The sequence below is a fragment of the Actinoplanes sp. NPDC051537 genome (assembly GCF_055586105.1).
Genome location: NZ_JBVJIU010000007.1, coordinates 266516 through 282610 on the forward strand (window position 1 = coordinate 266516; position 16095 = coordinate 282610).

The following is a 16095-nucleotide window of genomic DNA, read 5'->3' on the forward strand; positions in this document are numbered from 1 at the left end:
TCAGGCCAGGAAGCGCTCGATTTGAGCCGCGCGCTCATCCATCTGCCGGGTGAGCGACGCGGCCACCTCGTCGACCAACTGCTGAAGTGCCTCCTCGCCGAGCTCGGCGCCCTGAACGGCGGCAACGAGCCGTTTCCGCGCGCGGGCGGCCCAGTACGCCGACCCCGCCGAGGCGGCCGCGCTAACGCCCATGGCGGCGATCGTTATCGGAATCAAGTGCGGCACCTTGGCAAACTTGGCAGCGCCGCCGAGCATGCCCGCGAAGCGGCCAATCTGGAAACTCGTCCCGATCGCGTCGAACGCTGCCTCCGAGAACCGGTCGGCGGAAAGCTCGGTGTTGATCAGTTCGGTCACCGTCCCCGGGAGTACGTCCGGCAACGAGAAGCTCATCTCGATGTTGTCGTCGGGAACGCCGTACTCTCGGCAGATCGCCCGAACCCGTGGGCCCAGCGACGCCTCCAGCGTTGCGGTGAGCTGAGCCTGTAGCCGGACCATCGCCGGGTCGGCCCGGAGAACCTCGGGGTCGGCGAGAGCGGCGAGGTTCAGCGGCGACGTCCCCGGTCCGGCCGTGGTGATCCGCGTGACGATCGATGTCTTGACTTTCTCGACGGTGCCGGCCGTCTCGTCGCGGAGCTCCTCACGGAACGCCGGCGCCTGGGTGAGCGCGTGAACGTCTCGACGGAATCGCACCACGTTCACCCGGTGCCGGCCATTGGCGGCAAGTCCGCGCGCGACCGAGAAGGAGGGCTGGTCGTCGTTCTCGACCCGTGATCGGGGGAACACCGACTCGCACATCCCGCGGACCAGCGGCATCCGGGAGCCGCCGCCGGTGAGTACGATCAGCTCTGGCGGCGTCCCCTCGAGGTGGTCCCGGACTTCGGTCAGCAACTCTCGCAGCCGCCCCGACCAGCCGGTTGGGCGTGCCACGACCTGTGGGATCTCCAAGGCCTGAAGCCAGGTCCAGGCTCGGTCGACGATCGGCGCGTAGCGGGGATCGCAGGACTCCCGCAGGTCCAGGATCCGTCGTGCGTTCCGGGAGAACTGCGCTTCCTTGGCCCATCGACAGGCCAGCAGAAGAAATTCCTCGCCGCCCTGGACGCCAAGGGCGTCGGTCAGCTCCCGGTCGTGGCTCAGGGCGGACCGGACACTCTCCGCGAGCTCCCGGTCGATCTGCCGGCACCCGAGCTCGGCCCCGACCGGAAGGTTGACCGGCGTTAAGTCCTGCACGAACGTGCAGTCGGTCGTCGACGAGCCCACGTCCACCACCAGTACCCGGTCGAGGCTGCGGTCCGCGCCGCCGGCCCGGTCGCGTACGTAGACGAGCGCCGAATGCGACTCCGGCATGAGGCGCAGATGTACGCCGAGACTCGCGAAGTGGTGCTGGTACGCAACGACAGCGCCGGACGGCCAACCGGCCGGGTGGCCGACGTAGATCATGCTGTCGGCCGCGACGTCGGGCCGATCTGCACGGAACTCGGCGATCAGACTCTGGGCGAAGAGCACCGCGTCAGGGGTCGCGAGATCCCAGGCTTCGGGCACCTGCTTGGAGTTGACACTGAACTGGAGCGCGTCCCTCGCCAGGAGCGCCTCCTCGCCGATCAGCCGCCGGTGGTCGCCCCGCGCCCGCGCAAAGGCCGTGACGATGCTCTCCTCTCCCGATCGGGTGCGGCGGTGCACTCGCGCGACCCCCGGATCCGCGACCGAGAGCCAGGCGAGCGAGCTTTCGCCGTCCCCGATGTCGAGGCCGATCACGTGTCCGATGTCCGGTGATATCTCGTCGTCCAGCATGACTATGACTCCTCGGCAGTCGCGTAAAGGCCACCGGTGACGGTCAGGACCTTCGTGACAACCTCGATCTGGTCCAGGGTGGGGATCGGCGGAAACTCGCAACCGCCGTGGCCGCCCGGGGTGATCGCGGCGAGTAGGCGGAGGAGGTCGGGATCCTGGTCGGCCAGCTCGAGTTCGTCCTGTCGCAGGGCGCTCTTGTCGCCGCGGGCCGCGTCGTCCATGCGGGACCAGACTTGCGGGCTGATCTCGATCCGGCGGAAGAATTCGGGGTGCTGGAGCCGCAGCGTGAGCAGGATCGCGGCGTGGATGAGCCGCTCGCGGCTCGGTTCGCTGTGCAGGCGCAGAGTCTGCGCGGTCAAGTTGAGCGCGGACATGAAACGTCGGATGCGTCGGGGGTTGTCCTGGAACGCCGCCTCGACGAGCCGCCACAGCGCCGGATCGTCGCCCAGGCCGGTGACGACCTTGTCGCGCAGCTGCTTATAGACGGCCTCGAAGCGGACGGCGGGCAGGTGGAACGGGAAGTGGATCAGCTTTTCCAGGTATTGGCGGCCGCGGACCTCGTCGCCGTTGAGCCGGACTGCCGCCGCCTCGGCCATCACCTGGTAGTCCATGGCAAGCACGAAAACGCAGGAAGCGTCGCCCAGGAAAAGCTTGAGGGAGTCGAGGGCCGCGACCGCCGCGTCTCCGGAACACCGGTCCAGGTCATCCACGAAGACGACCAGGCGGCCGCCCTTCGTGAAGGCAGCGACCACCTCGGCGAAGTCCTCCTCGAAATGGTTGACGTGCCGGTAGTTGTCGTTGCCTCGCGCCTGCCAGGCGTCCCGGACGGCGTCCACGTCCTCGCCGGTGACGAAGCCTGCCGTCAACGGCCCGACCACGCGGCGGGTGAGTAGCCAGCTCGCCGTCATGCTCAGCTGCCGGGCCTTCTCCATCAGGCGGGGACTCGGGCCCGCCGCTTCGACTATCTCGGTGAGGACGGTCTGGATGAGGGCGTGCCAGATCTCCTCCTTCTGATCGTATTTCCAGGGGTTGAAGCCGATGGCGGGAATGCCGCGGGACCCGAGGATGTCCCGGCAGATGTTCATGAAACTCGACTTACCGGTGCCCCACGGTCCGAACACGCCGATGGTCAAGGGGAGGTTCGTGGTGGCCACGATCGCGTCGCAGAGGATCTCGGCGTGACCACGGAAGCCGAAGTCGTCGTCGGCGGCCCCGGCCACCGGGTTGTCGGTGAGCAGCATCGGGCTCGTGCCGGAGCTCATGGGCGGACCTCCGCGGTCGCGCGCGGCGGCCGGGCGCCGCCGTCCGCGCCGCCGGATACTAGATGGGGCACGACGTGCGGAAATAGCAAATCATGGACACCGCTGGCCCGGTGTCAGATAGGAAGCAGACCAGGGTCTCCGGTGAGGTGACTGGTTCATGAACGCGCGGAGCTGCGGCCCGTCAGGTGGTGGCGCAGGTCGCGGGTCTCGCCGGTGACCGGGCGGGCGGCCAGGATGCAGGTGTCGTCGTCGGGGTTGGCCCGGCGCAGGCGGGCCAGCAGCTGGGCCAGGGGCTGCTGCGGTGACGCCGCGACCGCCGCGTCGACCGTGCGCATCACCTGGTCGAGGCCGTCGTCGAGGCCGCGGCCGCGGTGCTCGACCAGCCCGTCGGTGTAGAGCAGCAGCACGTCGCCGTGCCGGAACGACATGCGGGCGGTGGGATAGACCGCGTCGTCGACCACGCCGAGGATCGGGCCGGGCGGGCGCTCGAGGGGCACCGTGCGGCCACCGCGGTTGAGCAGCGGCGGCGGGTGGCCGGCCTGGGCCCAGGTGATCTCCTGGCGGGCCGGATCGAAGCGCGCGACCACGGCGGTGGCCGCCAGCTCGGGGTTCTCCCGCTCGAGGTCGCAGGTCAGCCGGTTGAGCTGGCCGAGCAGCACGCCCGGGTCGCTGGTGGTGACGGCCAGCGCGCGCAGGGCGTGCCGCAGCTGGGCCATCGTGGTCGCGGCCGGGGTGCCGTGCCCGGCCACGTCGCCGACCGCGAGCAGCACCGTGCCGTCGCGCAGCTGGGTCGCCTGGTACCAGTCGCCGCCGACCAGACTCTCCTGCCCGGCCGGCAGGTAGCGCAGGGCGACCTTGATGCCGGGCAGCTCGATCGGGCCCTCGGGCACCGGCTGGATGATCCGCTGGAGGTGGGCGGCCAGCTCGTGCTCGTCGGCCAGCTGCCGCTCGACCTCGGCCAGGCGGCGGGCGTCGTTCTCCCGGTCGGTGACGTCCTGCACGATGCCGTAGAGGCGCAGCGGCCGGCCGGCGGCGTCGCGGACCGCGTCGGCGACCGTGCGCAGGTGCTTGACCCGGCCGCCGATGCGGACCCGGGTGGTGACGTCGACCTGGGTGGCCCGGTCGAACGCCTCCAGCGCCTCGACGACCAGCGGCGCGTCGTCGGAGACGGTCAGCGCGTCGGACTCGGCGCGGCTCATCGGGCCCAGCCCCGGGTCGCGCTCGAAGATCCGGTAGAGGTGCTCGGACCAGAAGATGTCCCCGGTGACCAGGTCCCACTCGCCCCAGCCGAGGTTGCCGAGCCGCTCGGTGCCGGACATCCGCTCGCCCTCACGGCCGGTGCCGTCGTGCCTGGTCCAATGCACCAGCAGGCCGGGGCCGAGCCGGTGGGCGCGAACCGTGTACGTCCCGTCGCCGTAGCGGAACGGCCCGATCGCGGCCGGGCTGCCGGTGTCGAGGACGCCCTGGTAGGTGTCCCAGCGGCCGCTGCCGGGCGAGGACGGGAACTGCACGCTGGCCCGCCGGCCGATCAGCTGAGCGCCGCGGCTGCCGTCGGGTGTGGACGCCTCGGGGCTGGCCGCCTGCCAGATCAGGTCGACGATGCGGCCGCCGTGGTCACGCTCGGCGACCAGGTAGCCACACATGCCAGGGGTGACGTCGAGGACGTGCTGGACGACCGCGAGCCACGGCTCGAAGCGGCGCATCGGGGCGATCGGCACGTCGGCGATCGGCGCGGTCAGCACGTCGAGCCGGGGCACGTCGCTGGACTCGGAGACGTCGAGGGCGCGGACCAGGCCGGCGGCCACCTCGAGCAGGTCGCGGCCCTGGTCGGCGGCCATCCGCAGCAGGTGGCGGCGGGCCTCGGCGACCCGGCAGCGGGCCCGGCCGGCGAGCAGCCCGACGGCACGCTCCACGATGGCCCGATCGGCCTCGGCCGCCATCGGTGGGCGGACGGCAGGGCGCAGGCTGCCGACTGCTTCCGCGTATGCCCGACCCACCGTGCCTCTCCTCCACAATGCCGCATGACGTGTACGGACTCTTGCTTACGGCACGGAAACCAAGAGCGTCATCCCCCGTTCATCCGGGTGGGCCCTCGACCTGCGGCGCGACCTCGCGCCAATCACCCGAAGGGTGCTCAGATTTCGAACAGCTGCCGCATGGCCTCGGTCAGACGGACCATGCTCTGCCCGGTGACCATGCCGATGCGCTCGGCGCCGACCGACGCGGGCAGGCGGCGCATGCGGTTGACCACCACGACCCCGGTGATCGGGTCCTGCTCGGTGAGGGCCACCGCGTACGGTGGAAGCTCGGTCGCCCCCCGCTGGCGGACGATCGGCGCGCAGAAGGGCGACGCGTTCTTCCGCTCGTTGTAGCTGTCCCCGGAGAGCACGAGAACGCGGTAGCGAAGATCGGTGCGGCTGCCGATGGTCCAGATCTCGCCACGCCTCATGGGATCACATCGGGGGTGGCAGGCGTCGGCACGCGCAGACTCTACCGCCGCGCGGATCTTACGCCACGCGCAGGCCGCGGCGCGTCCGATCCAACCCGCTGGGACGACCGGGATCGAACCAAGATCGGTCCAATCCCGTAGGTAAGAATGAGGTCGTAGAGAGCAGCTAGGGAAGGACGTCAATGATGTCGGAGAAGGCACAGATCGGGGTCACCGGTCTGGCGGTGATGGGGCGCAACCTGGCGCGCAACTTCGCCCGGCACGGCCACACCGTGGCCCTGCACAACCGCTCGTACGGCCGTACCAAAGAGCTGGTCGAGCAGTTCGGCCACGAGGGCAGCTTCATTCCGTCGGAGAGCGCCGAGGACTTCGTGGCCAGCCTCGAGCGCCCCCGCCGTGTGGTGATCATGGTGAAGGCCGGCGGGCCGACCGACGCCGTGATCGACGAGTTCGCGCCGCTGCTGGAGAAGGGCGACATGCTCATCGACGCGGGCAACGCGCACTACCTGGACACCCGCCGGCGGGAGGCGGCGCTGAAGGAGATCGGCATCCACTTCGTCGGCGCCGGCGTCTCGGGTGGCGAGGAGGGCGCGCTGCACGGGCCGAGCATCATGCCGGGCGGGCCCAAGGAGTCGTACGACGCTCTCGGTCCCCTGCTCGAGGACATCGCGGCCAAGGTGGACGGCGAGCCGTGCTGCGTGCACGTCGGCCCGGACGGCGCCGGCCACTTCGTCAAGATGGTGCACAACGGCATCGAGTACGCGGACATGCAGCTCATCGCCGAGGCGTACGACCTGCTGCGTCAGGTCGGCGGGCACTCCCCGGCGGAGATCGCCGAGATCTTCAAGGGCTGGAACGAGGGCCGCCTCGGCTCGTACCTGATCGAGATCACCGCCGAGGTGCTCAAGCAGGTCGACGCCGCGTCGGGCCGGCCGTTCGTCGACATCGTGCTCGACCAGGCCGAGCAGAAGGGCACCGGCCGCTGGACCGTGCAGGCCGCCCTCGACCTGGGTGTCCCGGTGAGCGGCATCGCCGAGTCGGTGTTCGCCCGGGCGCTGTCGGGCGGGGCCGAGACCCGCAAGGCGGCGCAGGACGCGGGGCTGCCCGGCCCGTCGGTGTCGGCCGGCTCGCACGCGGGCGACCTGCAGGCCGACGTCGAGCAGGCGCTGTTCGCCTCCAAGATCGTGGCCTACGCGCAGGGCTTCCAGCAGATCCAGGCGGCCAGCAAGGAGTACGACTGGCAGATCGACCCGGGCGCGATGGCGAAGATCTGGCGGGCCGGCTGCATCATCCGGGCCAAGTTCCTGGACTTCATCAAGCAGGCGTACGACAAGCAGCCCCAGCTGGCGACGCTGCTGGTCGACGACTACTTCCTGGACGCGGTGAGCGGCGCGCAGGACGCGTGGCGCCGGGTCGCGGCGACCGCGGCGGCCCAGGGCATCCCGGCGCCGGGCTTCGCGTCGGCGCTGGCCTACTACGACGGTCTGCGGGCCAAGCGCCTGCCGGCCGCCCTGATCCAGGGCCAGCGCGACTTCTTCGGCGCGCACACGTACCACCGCGTCGACAAGGAGGGCTCGTTCCACACCCTCTGGGCCACGGACGACCGCAAGGAAGTGGACGCTTAAGCACATCGCACCGATCAAGCCCCGCGTTTCCACACCCGCCGGTTGTCCACAGCTCGCCCGCGTCGTCGGCCCGATCATGGGCCAACTTCGCGATAATGAGCGGCGGGGGATCCCCCTGGGTGGGCGGGCCTGGTTGGTGGGGCGGGCTTGAAAGGGCGGAACAGCCCTGATCAGCGCAGCACGGTGACGGGGTCGGCGGCCATCAGGGCGCCGGCCTCGTCCGCGGGCAGCGGCTTCGACATGAAGAAGCCCTGGCCCAGGCGGTACCCCATGTCGCGCAGGCGCTCCAGCTGGGCCTCGCTCTCGATGCCCTCGGCCACGGCCGACAGCTGGAGGTACTCGGCCAGCTGGGCGACCGCCGCGGCCACGGCCAGGCGGCCACGGTCCTCGCCGTCGGCGATGCCGTCGACGAACGACTTGTCCAGCTTCAGCACGTCCACCGGGAACGCCCGCAGCAGCGACAGCGACGACTGCCCGGTGCCGAAGTCGTCCAGCGCCAGCCGGACGCCCATCTCGTGCAGCGCGTTCAGGGTCTCGCGCACCTGGCGGCCGTCGGCCACCGACGACTCGGTGATCTCCACGACCAGGTTCTGCGGGAGCAGGCCGGTCTCGCTGAGCACGGCGGCGACCTCGTCGACGAAACCGGGCTCGCGCAGCTGGCGGACCGCGACGTTGACGTTGATCGCCTTGATCGCGCCGGCGCCGTACGCAGCCTTCCAGCGGGCCAGCTGCTCGCAGGCCTCGCGCAGCACCCACGAGCCGAGCGGCACGATCAGGCCGGAGCGCTCGGCGACCGGGATGAAGTCGCCGGGCGAGACGAAGCCGCGCACCGGGTGCTTCCAGCGCACCAGGGCCTCGGCGCCGTGCAGGCGGCCGGTCACGATGTCGAAGACGGGTTGGTAGAGCAGGAACAGCTCGTGCCGGATGATCGCGTTGTGCAGCTCGCTGCCCAGGCGCGCGTGGTTGACCACGTCCTGGCGCATCCGGGGCTCGAAGCGCACCCAGGCCGCCTTGCCGCTCTCCTTCGCCGCGTACATGGCGATGTCGGCGTTGCGCAGCACCTCGTCGGCGCTGTCGCCCGGCCCGGCGATCGCCACGCCGATGCTGGCGTTGGCGAGCAACTGGTGCTCGCCGACCCGGAACGGCTCGGCCAGGGCCTGGAGCGTGCGCTGGGCCGCGTCCTCGGCGGTCTCGACGTCGTCGGTGTCGAGCAGTACCCCGAACTCGTCGCCGCCGAGGCGGGCCGGCAGGTCGCGGACCTGGCCGTTGACCCGCAGCCGCTGGGCGACCTGGTAGAGCAGCTGGTCGCCGAGGGCCGGGCCCATCGAGTCGTTGATCATCTTGAAGTCGTCGATGTCGATCAGGAGCACGGTGACGGCGCGGTGGGCGGCGAGCCGCTCGGCGAGCGCGGCGGCGAACCGGGTGCGGTTGGCCAGCCCGGTCAGCGGGTCGGTCATGGCCAGGCGCTCGAGCTCGGTCTGCTGGGTCTGGATGCCCTCGAGCAGGCGCTTGTTCTCGCGCAGGCCGAGCAGCTGGCGGGCGACACCGCAGACCACGATCAGCACGGCGCCGATGATCACGGCCCGCTCGCGGCCGTCCATCTGGCGGGCCGAGACGGTGATGACCAGGCCCGCGGTGGCGGTGACGGCCAGGAACGGGAGCATGTCCCAGTGCGAGCGGCGGTGCTTCGCGGCGGGGTCGCCCTCGGCCGGCGGGCGGCCCAGGACGATGTGCTGGCGGTAGGCGGCGACGCAGAACGACAGGGCGACGACCGGACCGGTCAGCACCGACAGGATCAGCCGCGGCTCCGGGGCGCCGGCGATCAGCAGCACGGCGAGCGAGACGGCCACGATCGGCGCGACGGCGAGCAGGCGCAGCGCCAGCGGGTCGATCGGGGCGTCGGGCGCGACCGCGGCCTTCCCGATGATCACCAGGCTGAGCAGGCCGCTGACGCCGACGGCGCCGGCCAGCGCGCGGGTGGTCAGGTCGGTGCCGGGCGGCGCGAAGCTGAGCACGACGTAGTAGAAGATCAGCGTGCCGGCGACGGCGACGGTGGCGCCGTCGAGCAGGATCCGGGCCCAGCCGAGCGGGGTGCGGTCGCCCAGCGGCAGCCGGCCCAGCGCGAACATGACCCAGAAGATGCCGAGCACGTTCGGCCCGGCGGTGTAGAGGGACATGCCGGCGTTGTTGTTGGCCAGCGCCAGCGTGGCGCAGGCGCCGACCAGCACCAGGATCGAGGCGTGCGAGAGCTGCCGCCAGAAGGCCCGCACCGGGCGGGCCACCATGATCGAGGAGCCGATCCGCTGGCAGGCGTAGACCGCCGCGGCCATCGCGATCGGGCCGCCCGCGTAACCGGCGTAGAGGCCGCCGGGCTCGCCGAGCAGGAGCCAGCCCACCATCGCGGCCACGCACGCGGCCGCGACCAGCAAGGGTCCTGGCCCGCTGCCGACCCTGGAGGGCCGGGCGGCGGGCACGACGCGATCTGGCATGCGCTCCCCTGGGCTCCCGAGTCGGTATACCTTTGCGGCATACCTGTCGGCCGGGAGCCCCGGGAGCTGAGAAAATCAGCCCTTCAGTGCGGCGGAGACCACTCCGCGCGCTTCCTCCTGGATGCGGGCGAGCGCCTCCGGCCCCTTGAACGACTCGGCGTAGATCTTGTAGACGTCCTCGGTGCCGGACGGGCGGGCGGCGAACCAGCCGGACGCGGTCGCGACCTTGAGGCCGCCGATCGCGGCGCCGTTGCCGGGCGCGGTGGTCAGCACGGCCGTGATCGGCTCGCCGTCCAGCTCCTTCGCCGTCACCTGCTCGGGCGAGAGCTTGGCCAGCACCGCCTTCTCCTCGCGGGTGGCGGGGGCGTCGATCCGGGCGTACGCCGGCTCGCCGAACTTCGCCGTGAGGTCGCGGTAGTGCTCGCTCGGGGTCCGCCCGGTCACCGCGATGATCTCGGAGGCGAGCAGGTCGAGGATGATGCCGTCCTTGTCGGTGCTCCAGGCCGAGCCGTCGCGGCGCAGGAACGATCCGCCCGCGCTCTCCTCGCCGCCGAAGCCGACCTCGCCCGACAGCAGGCCGGGCACGAACCACTTGAACCCCACCGGCACCTCGTCGAGCCGGCGGCCCAGGTCGCCGGCGACCCGGTCGATCATCGAGGACGAGACCAGGGTCTTGCCGATGGCGGCGCCGGCGGGCCACTCGCCGCGCTGCCCGAACAGGTAGGAGATGGCGACGGCCAGGTAGTGGTTGGGGTTCATGAGCCCGGCGTCGGGGGTGACGATGCCGTGCCGGTCGGCGTCCGCGTCGTTGCCGGTGGCGACCTGGAACCGGTCCTTCTGGTGGATCAGGGACGCCATCGCGTACGGCGAGGAGCAGTCCATCCTGATCTTGCCGTCCCAGTCGAGGGTCATGAAGCCGAACGCCGGGTCGACGCGCGGGTTCACCACGGTCAGGTCGAGGCCGTACCGCTCGCCGATCTCGCCCCAGTAGCCGACGCTGGCCCCACCGAGCGGGTCGGCGCCGATGCGCACCCCCGCGTTCCGGATCGCGTCGAGGTCGATCACCGAGGGCAGGTCGGCCACGTAGCCGTCGAGGAAGTCGTAGCCCTGGACGTGCTCGGACGCGCGGGCCCGGGTGGCCGGAACGCGGCGCACGCCGGTGAGGCCGGCGGCGATCAGCTCGTTGGCCCGGTCCTGGATCCATCTGGTGGCGTCGGTGTCGGCCGGGCCGCCGTTGGGCGGGTTGTACTTGAAGCCGCCGTCGTCGGGCGGGTTGTGCGAGGGGGTGACCACGACGCCGTCGGCGAGCCCGGTCGTGCGGCCGCGGTTGTGGGCGAGGATCGCGCGGGAGACCGACGGGGTCGGCGTGTAGCCGTCCCGGCTGTCGATCAGCGTGGTCACCTCGCTGGCGGCGAACACCTCGAGCGCGGTGATCATGGCGGGCTCGCTGAGCGCGTGCGTGTCGCGGCCCAGGAACAATGGTCCGTCGGTGCCCTGCGCCCGGCGGTACTCGACGATCGCCTGGCTGGTGGCGGCGATGTGGTCTTCGTTGAACGCGGTCCGCAGCGAGGAGCCACGGTGCCCGGACGTGCCGAACGCGACCCGCTGGGCGATCTCGCCCGGGTCCGGGTGCTCGGTGTAGTACCGCGAGACCACCCTCGGCACGTCGATCAGATCGCGGGCCTCGGCGGGCTTCCCGGCACGGGGGTCAACGGACATGGGTGGCCTCCTTCGCTACTCTCGCAGCCTATCGATACCCGGTTGAACTATTCCTGCACAGGATCCGAACTACGAGGTGTGATGCGGGCTCTGCGCGTGGTTGGCGTGCTTCTCCTGGCGCTCGGCGCGTTGCTCGCCCCGGCGGGACCGGCGAGCGCCCATGCCGCGCTGCTCGGCGCCACGCCGGCGCCCGGCAGCATCATCGGCGCCTCGCCGGCCGAGATCGTGGTGACCTTCAGCGAGGCGATCACCCCGGTCACCGGGCGGATACAGGTGCTCGACCCGGACGGCAAGCGGATCTCCGGCGAGCCCAGCGTGTCCGGCGCGACGCTGCGCATCCCGGTCCGGCGGGCCGCGCAGCCGCTCGGCACCTACCTGGTCAGCTACCGGGTGATCTCGGCCGACAGCCATCCGGTGGGCGGTGCGATCACGTTCTCGGTCGGCGCGCCCTCGGCCGCGCCGCCGGCCGCCGGCGAGGCCACCACCCATCGTTCGGTCGCGGTCGCGACGCCGGTCACGCGCTTCCTGGGGTACGCGGGACTCACGCTCGCCGTGGGACCGGCGCTGTTCCTGGGGCTGTTGTGGCCGCGGCGCCGGTCCCGGGCGGGTGCGACGCGGACCGCGTACGCCGGCCTGGGGTTGACCTTGATCGCCACCCTCGCGTCGCTCTGGACGCAGGCGCCGGCCAGCAGCGGCGCGGCGCTCTGGGATGTCTCCGGCACCGAGCTGAAACAAGTGCTGACCAGCCCGTACGGCCTCACGCTGCTGAGCCGGATCGCGGTGCTCGCGATCGTCGCCGGCCTGCTCCCGCCGGTCCTGCGCGGCGCCGCCTCCCGCCCGCGCGCCCTGGCCCTGGTCGTGGTCGCGCTCGGCGGACTGGTCACCTGGCCGCTGACCGGGCACGCGGCCGCCGCCCCGCTCTCGCCCGCGATCGTCGCCTCCGACGTCGTGCACCTGGCGGCGATGGCGGTCTGGCTCGGCGGCCTGATCACGCTCAGCGTGTTCCTGCTGCGGCGCACCGACCCGCGCGTGCTCGGTGTCGTGCTGCCCGCCTGGTCGCGCTGGGCGGCGCTGGCCGTCGTCTGGCTGGTGGCCGGGGGCGTGGTGCAGGCCGTCGTCCAGGTCGGGTCGGTCCCCGCGCTCTGGCAGACGTCGTACGGCCGCCTGCTGCTCGCCAAGGTCGCCGTGCTCGCCGCGACGCTGTCCGTCGCGTTCCTGGCCCGCCGCATGGTCAACCGCCGCCAGGTCGTCGCCGCGGGCGCCGGCCGCATGCGCCGCACGGTCGGCATCGAGGTGCTGGCCACCGCCGTGATCCTCGGGCTCAGCTCGGTGCTGGTGCAAGTCAACCCCGGCCGCAGCGCCACGGTGGACGAGGGCGCGGTGCGCGACGACGGCGTCTCGCAGACCCTGACCTGCCCGCTCTACACGCTGCAGTTCAACATCTTCCCGACCGAGGTCGGCGACAACAACACGATCCACGCGTTCGTCTACACCCCCGCCGGCGCGCCGCTGCCGGCCGACGAGTGGACGGTCACCTCGCAGCTGCAGGGCCGCGACCTCGAACCGGTCACCGAGCCGCTGCTGCCGTTGCAGCCCCGCCACCACGCGGCCGGGGCGATCACGTTCCCGTACCCCGGGACCTACGAGATCAAGTTCACGGTCCGTATCGGCGACCTGAACCAGGCGACGGTAAAGACGACTGTTTCGGTGCCGGCGGATACCGCTACGAGGTGACTTTCGGTCACCTTTTGGGCAGTAGGAGGGCCAGCAGCCCGTCGCGCCTTCCGCCCGTCCGCCCTTCCGCCCGGAGGTAGTCCGCCGTGCAAGTGTCCGTCGTCGGCAACCCCGACGCCTCGGTCGTGGTGACCGTCCGAGGAAACCTCGACATCGACAGCGCCGCCGTCCTGACCACGACCCTCGACCAGGTCCTCGACAACCCCGGCCCGCGCGTGGTCGTCGACCTGTCCGACGTCGAGTTCTGCGACTCGACCGGCCTCTCCGCCTTCGTCCTCGGCCACAACCGGGCCCGCGCCTCCGGCGGATGGCTCCGGCTCGCATCGCCCACCCCGTTCCTCGCCGACCTGCTCGAGACCGTGGGCCTGGCCAAGCGCATGGGCGTCTACCCGACCGTCGCCGAGGCCCTGGCCGACACCGCCGGTTAGCCGGGTGTCTACGCTCGCGACGTGCTGATCCTGCTTCCGCCGTCCGAGGGCAAGACCCCGGCCACGTCCGGTGAACCGGTTGACCACGAGCAGCTCTGGCTTCCGGCGCTCGGGACCGCCCGCAAGCGGGTGCAGAGCCGGCTCGTGGCGCTGTCCCGGCGGACCAGTGCGCGCGCCGTGGCCGAATCACTTCAGGTGCTCGGGCTCAGCGCCGGGCAGAAGGACGAGCTGGCCCGCAACGCCGCCTTGCCGGTCGCACCGGCGCGGCCGGCCGGGGAGGTCTACACCGGCGTGCTCTACGAGGCGCTCGGGGCGGGGACGCTCGGCGCGGAGGCGCGCGCCTGGCTCGACGACACCGCGGTCGTGTTCTCCGGGCTCTGGGGCGTGGTGCGGCTTCCCGACCGGATCCCGGCCTACCGGTGCTCGGTCGGCGTCAGCCTGCCGGGGGTGGGCGGGCTCACCGCGTACTGGAAGAAGGCCTTGAAGCCCAAGCTCGACCGGGCGGCCGCCGGCGGCCCGGTGCTCGATCTCCGGTCCGGCGCCTACGCGAACATGTGGACGCCGCCCGGGCCGGAGACGGCGACGATGCGGGTGCTGCACGAGCGCGACAACCGGCGCACCGTCGTCAGCCACTTCAACAAGGCGACCAAGGGGCGGATCGTGCGGGGTCTCGCAGAAGCGGGCGCGGCCCCGGCCTCGATCGATGATGTGGTCACCACGCTCAAGGAGCTGGGCTACACCATCGAGGAGTCCGGGACCGCGCGGCGTCAGCTCGACGTGATCGTCCGGGAGCTGTAGGAGCTACTGGGCGGCGAGGATGTCGACCACGAAGCGGAGGTCGCCCTGCTGCTCGCCGTACGCCAGGGCGGCGGGGATGTCGAGCTGGATGCGGGAGCCGACCTTCTGCCCGGGGATGGCCTCGTCCCAGCCCTGGATCACGGCGCCGACCCCGATCTGGGTGGCGAAGGGCTGACCGCGCTTCCAGGAGGAGTCGATGACCTCGCCGGTCTTGTAGGAGACCAGCTTGTAGTTCGCGGTGATCGTCTGGCCCTTCTGCACCGCCGGGCCGGTGCCCGGCACGATCGGGGTGATCACGATCTTGGAGAGGGTGCCCTTGCCCGCCTTCACGTCCGGCTCCTTGGACAGCGCGGCCGGCGTGTCCACCGCTGCCGGGGTGGGCGCCTCCGCGGTCGGCTGGGCGGCCTCGGACGGCGCCTCGGCGGCCGGGGCGCTCGCGGCGGGCGCGGCCGCCGGGGCCGACTTGACCGAATTATCGTGATGCTTCACCAGCGCGAAGACGACCGACAGGACGACGAGGACCGCCACTCCCGCGACGGCGCCGGCCACCGCCTGTCCTCGGCGTTTCGCCGAATCACCGGTGCTCGGGCGCACGGTCTGGGTGCTCATAAGTGTCGACTCTCCTGTACCGGGCTGGGCGGAAACTTCCGACACGGTACCCGTAGCGGGACGCAACCCCGCGGGAAACCTCCACCGAACCGCCGAGGTGGGTGATCGACCGTCCGGTTCGTCACGCAAATAGGCCTAGCCCGTCACTGATCGAAGTGAGATCGTTTACCGGCTCACACAGCGAGACGCAATGAAAAAGATTCACGGCCGGGCGGGGCCGTGCGAACGACCAGGGGAGGGTCGGTTTGCCGTCGACCGGAAATGGTCGCCCACCCGCGCGCTACCGGAAAACAGGTCACATCGGATTCCGCCGCGCCGCGGACTCCCCCGAGACGCAGGCGCAGGACCGTCGTAAATGGAACGAGTTCGCCTCGTCCGCGTCGGTGATCCTGGCCGGCGTGATCGTGGTGATCGGGTTCGGCTTCATCGCGAGCCGGGCCATGCGCTCCGACCACGACAACCCGTTGCCCGACCCGCCGCCGACCGCGGCCCTCGGCGGCGTCTCGCTGCCCAGCGCCAGCCCCGGGCTGATCCCGCTCGGCAGCCCGTCGCCGTCGCCCTCGGCGTCCCCCTCGGCGTCGGCGTCGTCGTCCGCCCCGCCGTCGAAGAAGCCGGCCACCAAGGCGCCGGACAACGGCGCGATCGCGCTGACCGCCGGCTCGGTGCCGGGGCTGGTCGACCTGACCGCCGAGGGCAGCCGCGACTGGGTGCACTGGGGCGAGGACGGCACCTTCTCCCTGGAGCGCAAGAAGGGCGGCGGCTTCGCGATCCTCGAGGGCACCCCGACCGCGCCGCGGTTCCGGCACGCGCTGAGCCCGCAGCGGTTCGCGTGGACCGCCGGCGACCCGGTCGACCACAGCGACGGCACGCCGACCGGGATCCGCACGTGCGGCTCGGGCAACGGCTTCACGATCTCGGCGCCGGCCGGCACCGGCACCCGGACGCTGCGCCTCTACCTGGGCGTGGTGTCGGGCAAGGGCACGCTGCGGGCGAGCCTGTCGGCCGGGTCGGCGACCGCCTCGGCGACGCTCGAGCAGCGGGACGGCTCCTTCCACTCGGCGGTCTACACGCTCACCTACCGGGCGCCGAAGACCGCCAAGATCAATCTGACGTGGACGACGACGCAGGCGTTCGGGGACGGCTGCGGCGGGGTGGCGCTCGAAGCCGCCACCCTGCACTGATTTTCACAGTGAT

General features: G+C 71.6%; 12 protein-coding genes. 5 read left to right on the forward strand and 7 right to left on the reverse strand.

All coding sequences use genetic code 11. From position 1 onward, the window contains the following. The 4 genes from ACZ6TB_RS19085 to ACZ6TB_RS19100 all read right to left on the reverse strand — a co-directional run bounded on the left by ACZ6TB_RS19085 (nt 1) and on the right by ACZ6TB_RS19100 (nt 5499). Nucleotides 1–1890 (reverse strand): Hsp70 family protein, encoded by a 1890-nt coding sequence (locus ACZ6TB_RS19085; protein WP_465555837.1) that lies wholly within the window; start codon nt 1888–1890, stop codon nt 1–3. Continuing rightward, on the reverse strand, nt 1791–3050 hold the full coding sequence (locus ACZ6TB_RS19090) for a KAP family P-loop NTPase fold protein (RefSeq protein WP_465555838.1): 1260 nt from the start codon (nt 3048–3050) through the stop codon (nt 1791–1793). The genes ACZ6TB_RS19085 and ACZ6TB_RS19090 overlap by 100 nt, the downstream gene beginning before the upstream one ends. 155 nt (nt 3051–3205) lie before the next feature. Further along, a complete protein-coding gene (locus ACZ6TB_RS19095) occupies nt 3206–5047 on the reverse strand; it encodes a SpoIIE family protein phosphatase (RefSeq protein ID WP_465555839.1) in 1842 nt (613 codons plus the stop codon). A 137-nt stretch (nt 5048–5184) separates the two neighbouring features. Further along, the gene (locus tag ACZ6TB_RS19100; protein WP_465555840.1) at nt 5185–5499 is read right to left on the reverse strand and encodes a type II toxin-antitoxin system PemK/MazF family toxin; all 315 of its coding nucleotides are present in this window, start codon (nt 5497–5499) and stop codon (nt 5185–5187) included. A 185-nt stretch (nt 5500–5684) separates the two neighbouring features. Here ACZ6TB_RS19100 and gndA point away from each other — a divergent pair, with 185 nt between their 5' ends. Continuing rightward, nucleotides 5685–7124, forward strand: a complete 1440-nt coding sequence (gene gndA, locus ACZ6TB_RS19105) for an NADP-dependent phosphogluconate dehydrogenase (protein WP_465555841.1) — start codon at nt 5685–5687, stop codon at nt 7122–7124. A gap of 170 nt (nt 7125–7294) precedes the next feature. On the opposite strand, the gene ACZ6TB_RS19110 is transcribed toward gndA, so the two are convergent. Next, nucleotides 7295–9613, reverse strand: coding sequence for a putative bifunctional diguanylate cyclase/phosphodiesterase (locus tag ACZ6TB_RS19110; protein ID WP_465555842.1), 2319 nt, complete (start codon nt 9611–9613; stop codon nt 7295–7297). Nucleotides 9614–9688: 75 nt separating this feature from the next. Continuing rightward, nucleotides 9689–11332, reverse strand: coding sequence for a phosphoglucomutase (alpha-D-glucose-1,6-bisphosphate-dependent) (gene pgm, locus ACZ6TB_RS19115; RefSeq protein WP_465555843.1), 1644 nt, complete (start codon nt 11330–11332; stop codon nt 9689–9691). 81 nt (nt 11333–11413) lie between these two features. On the opposite strand from pgm, the gene ACZ6TB_RS19120 reads away from it, so the two are divergent. The 3 genes from ACZ6TB_RS19120 (at nt 11414) to ACZ6TB_RS19130 (ending at nt 14292) form a co-directional block, all read left to right on the forward strand. Further along, the gene (locus ACZ6TB_RS19120; protein ID WP_465555844.1) at nt 11414–13066 is read left to right on the forward strand and encodes a copper resistance CopC/CopD family protein; all 1653 of its coding nucleotides are present in this window, start codon (nt 11414–11416) and stop codon (nt 13064–13066) included. Nucleotides 13067–13152: 86 nt separating this feature from the next. Continuing rightward, nucleotides 13153–13494: an STAS domain-containing protein gene (locus ACZ6TB_RS19125; RefSeq protein WP_465555845.1), complete on the forward strand. Its 342-nt coding sequence runs from the start codon at nt 13153–13155 to the stop codon at nt 13492–13494. 21 nt (nt 13495–13515) lie between these two features. Beyond that, complete coding sequence (locus ACZ6TB_RS19130; protein ID WP_465555846.1) at nt 13516–14292, forward strand: YaaA family protein; 777 nt, start codon at nt 13516–13518, stop codon at nt 14290–14292. A gap of 3 nt (nt 14293–14295) precedes the next feature. On the opposite strand, the gene ACZ6TB_RS19135 is transcribed toward ACZ6TB_RS19130, so the two are convergent. Further along, nucleotides 14296–14901 carry an FKBP-type peptidyl-prolyl cis-trans isomerase gene (locus ACZ6TB_RS19135; RefSeq protein ID WP_465555847.1) on the reverse strand — a complete coding sequence of 202 codons (606 nt, stop codon included), beginning with the start codon at nt 14899–14901 and terminating at the stop codon, nt 14296–14298. Nucleotides 14902–15146: 245 nt separating this feature from the next. Between ACZ6TB_RS19135 and ACZ6TB_RS19140 the strand changes: the two genes are divergently transcribed. After that, on the forward strand, nt 15147–16082 hold the full coding sequence (locus ACZ6TB_RS19140) for a hypothetical protein (protein WP_465555848.1): 936 nt from the start codon (nt 15147–15149) through the stop codon (nt 16080–16082). Nucleotides 16083–16095 lie beyond the last annotated feature (13 nt).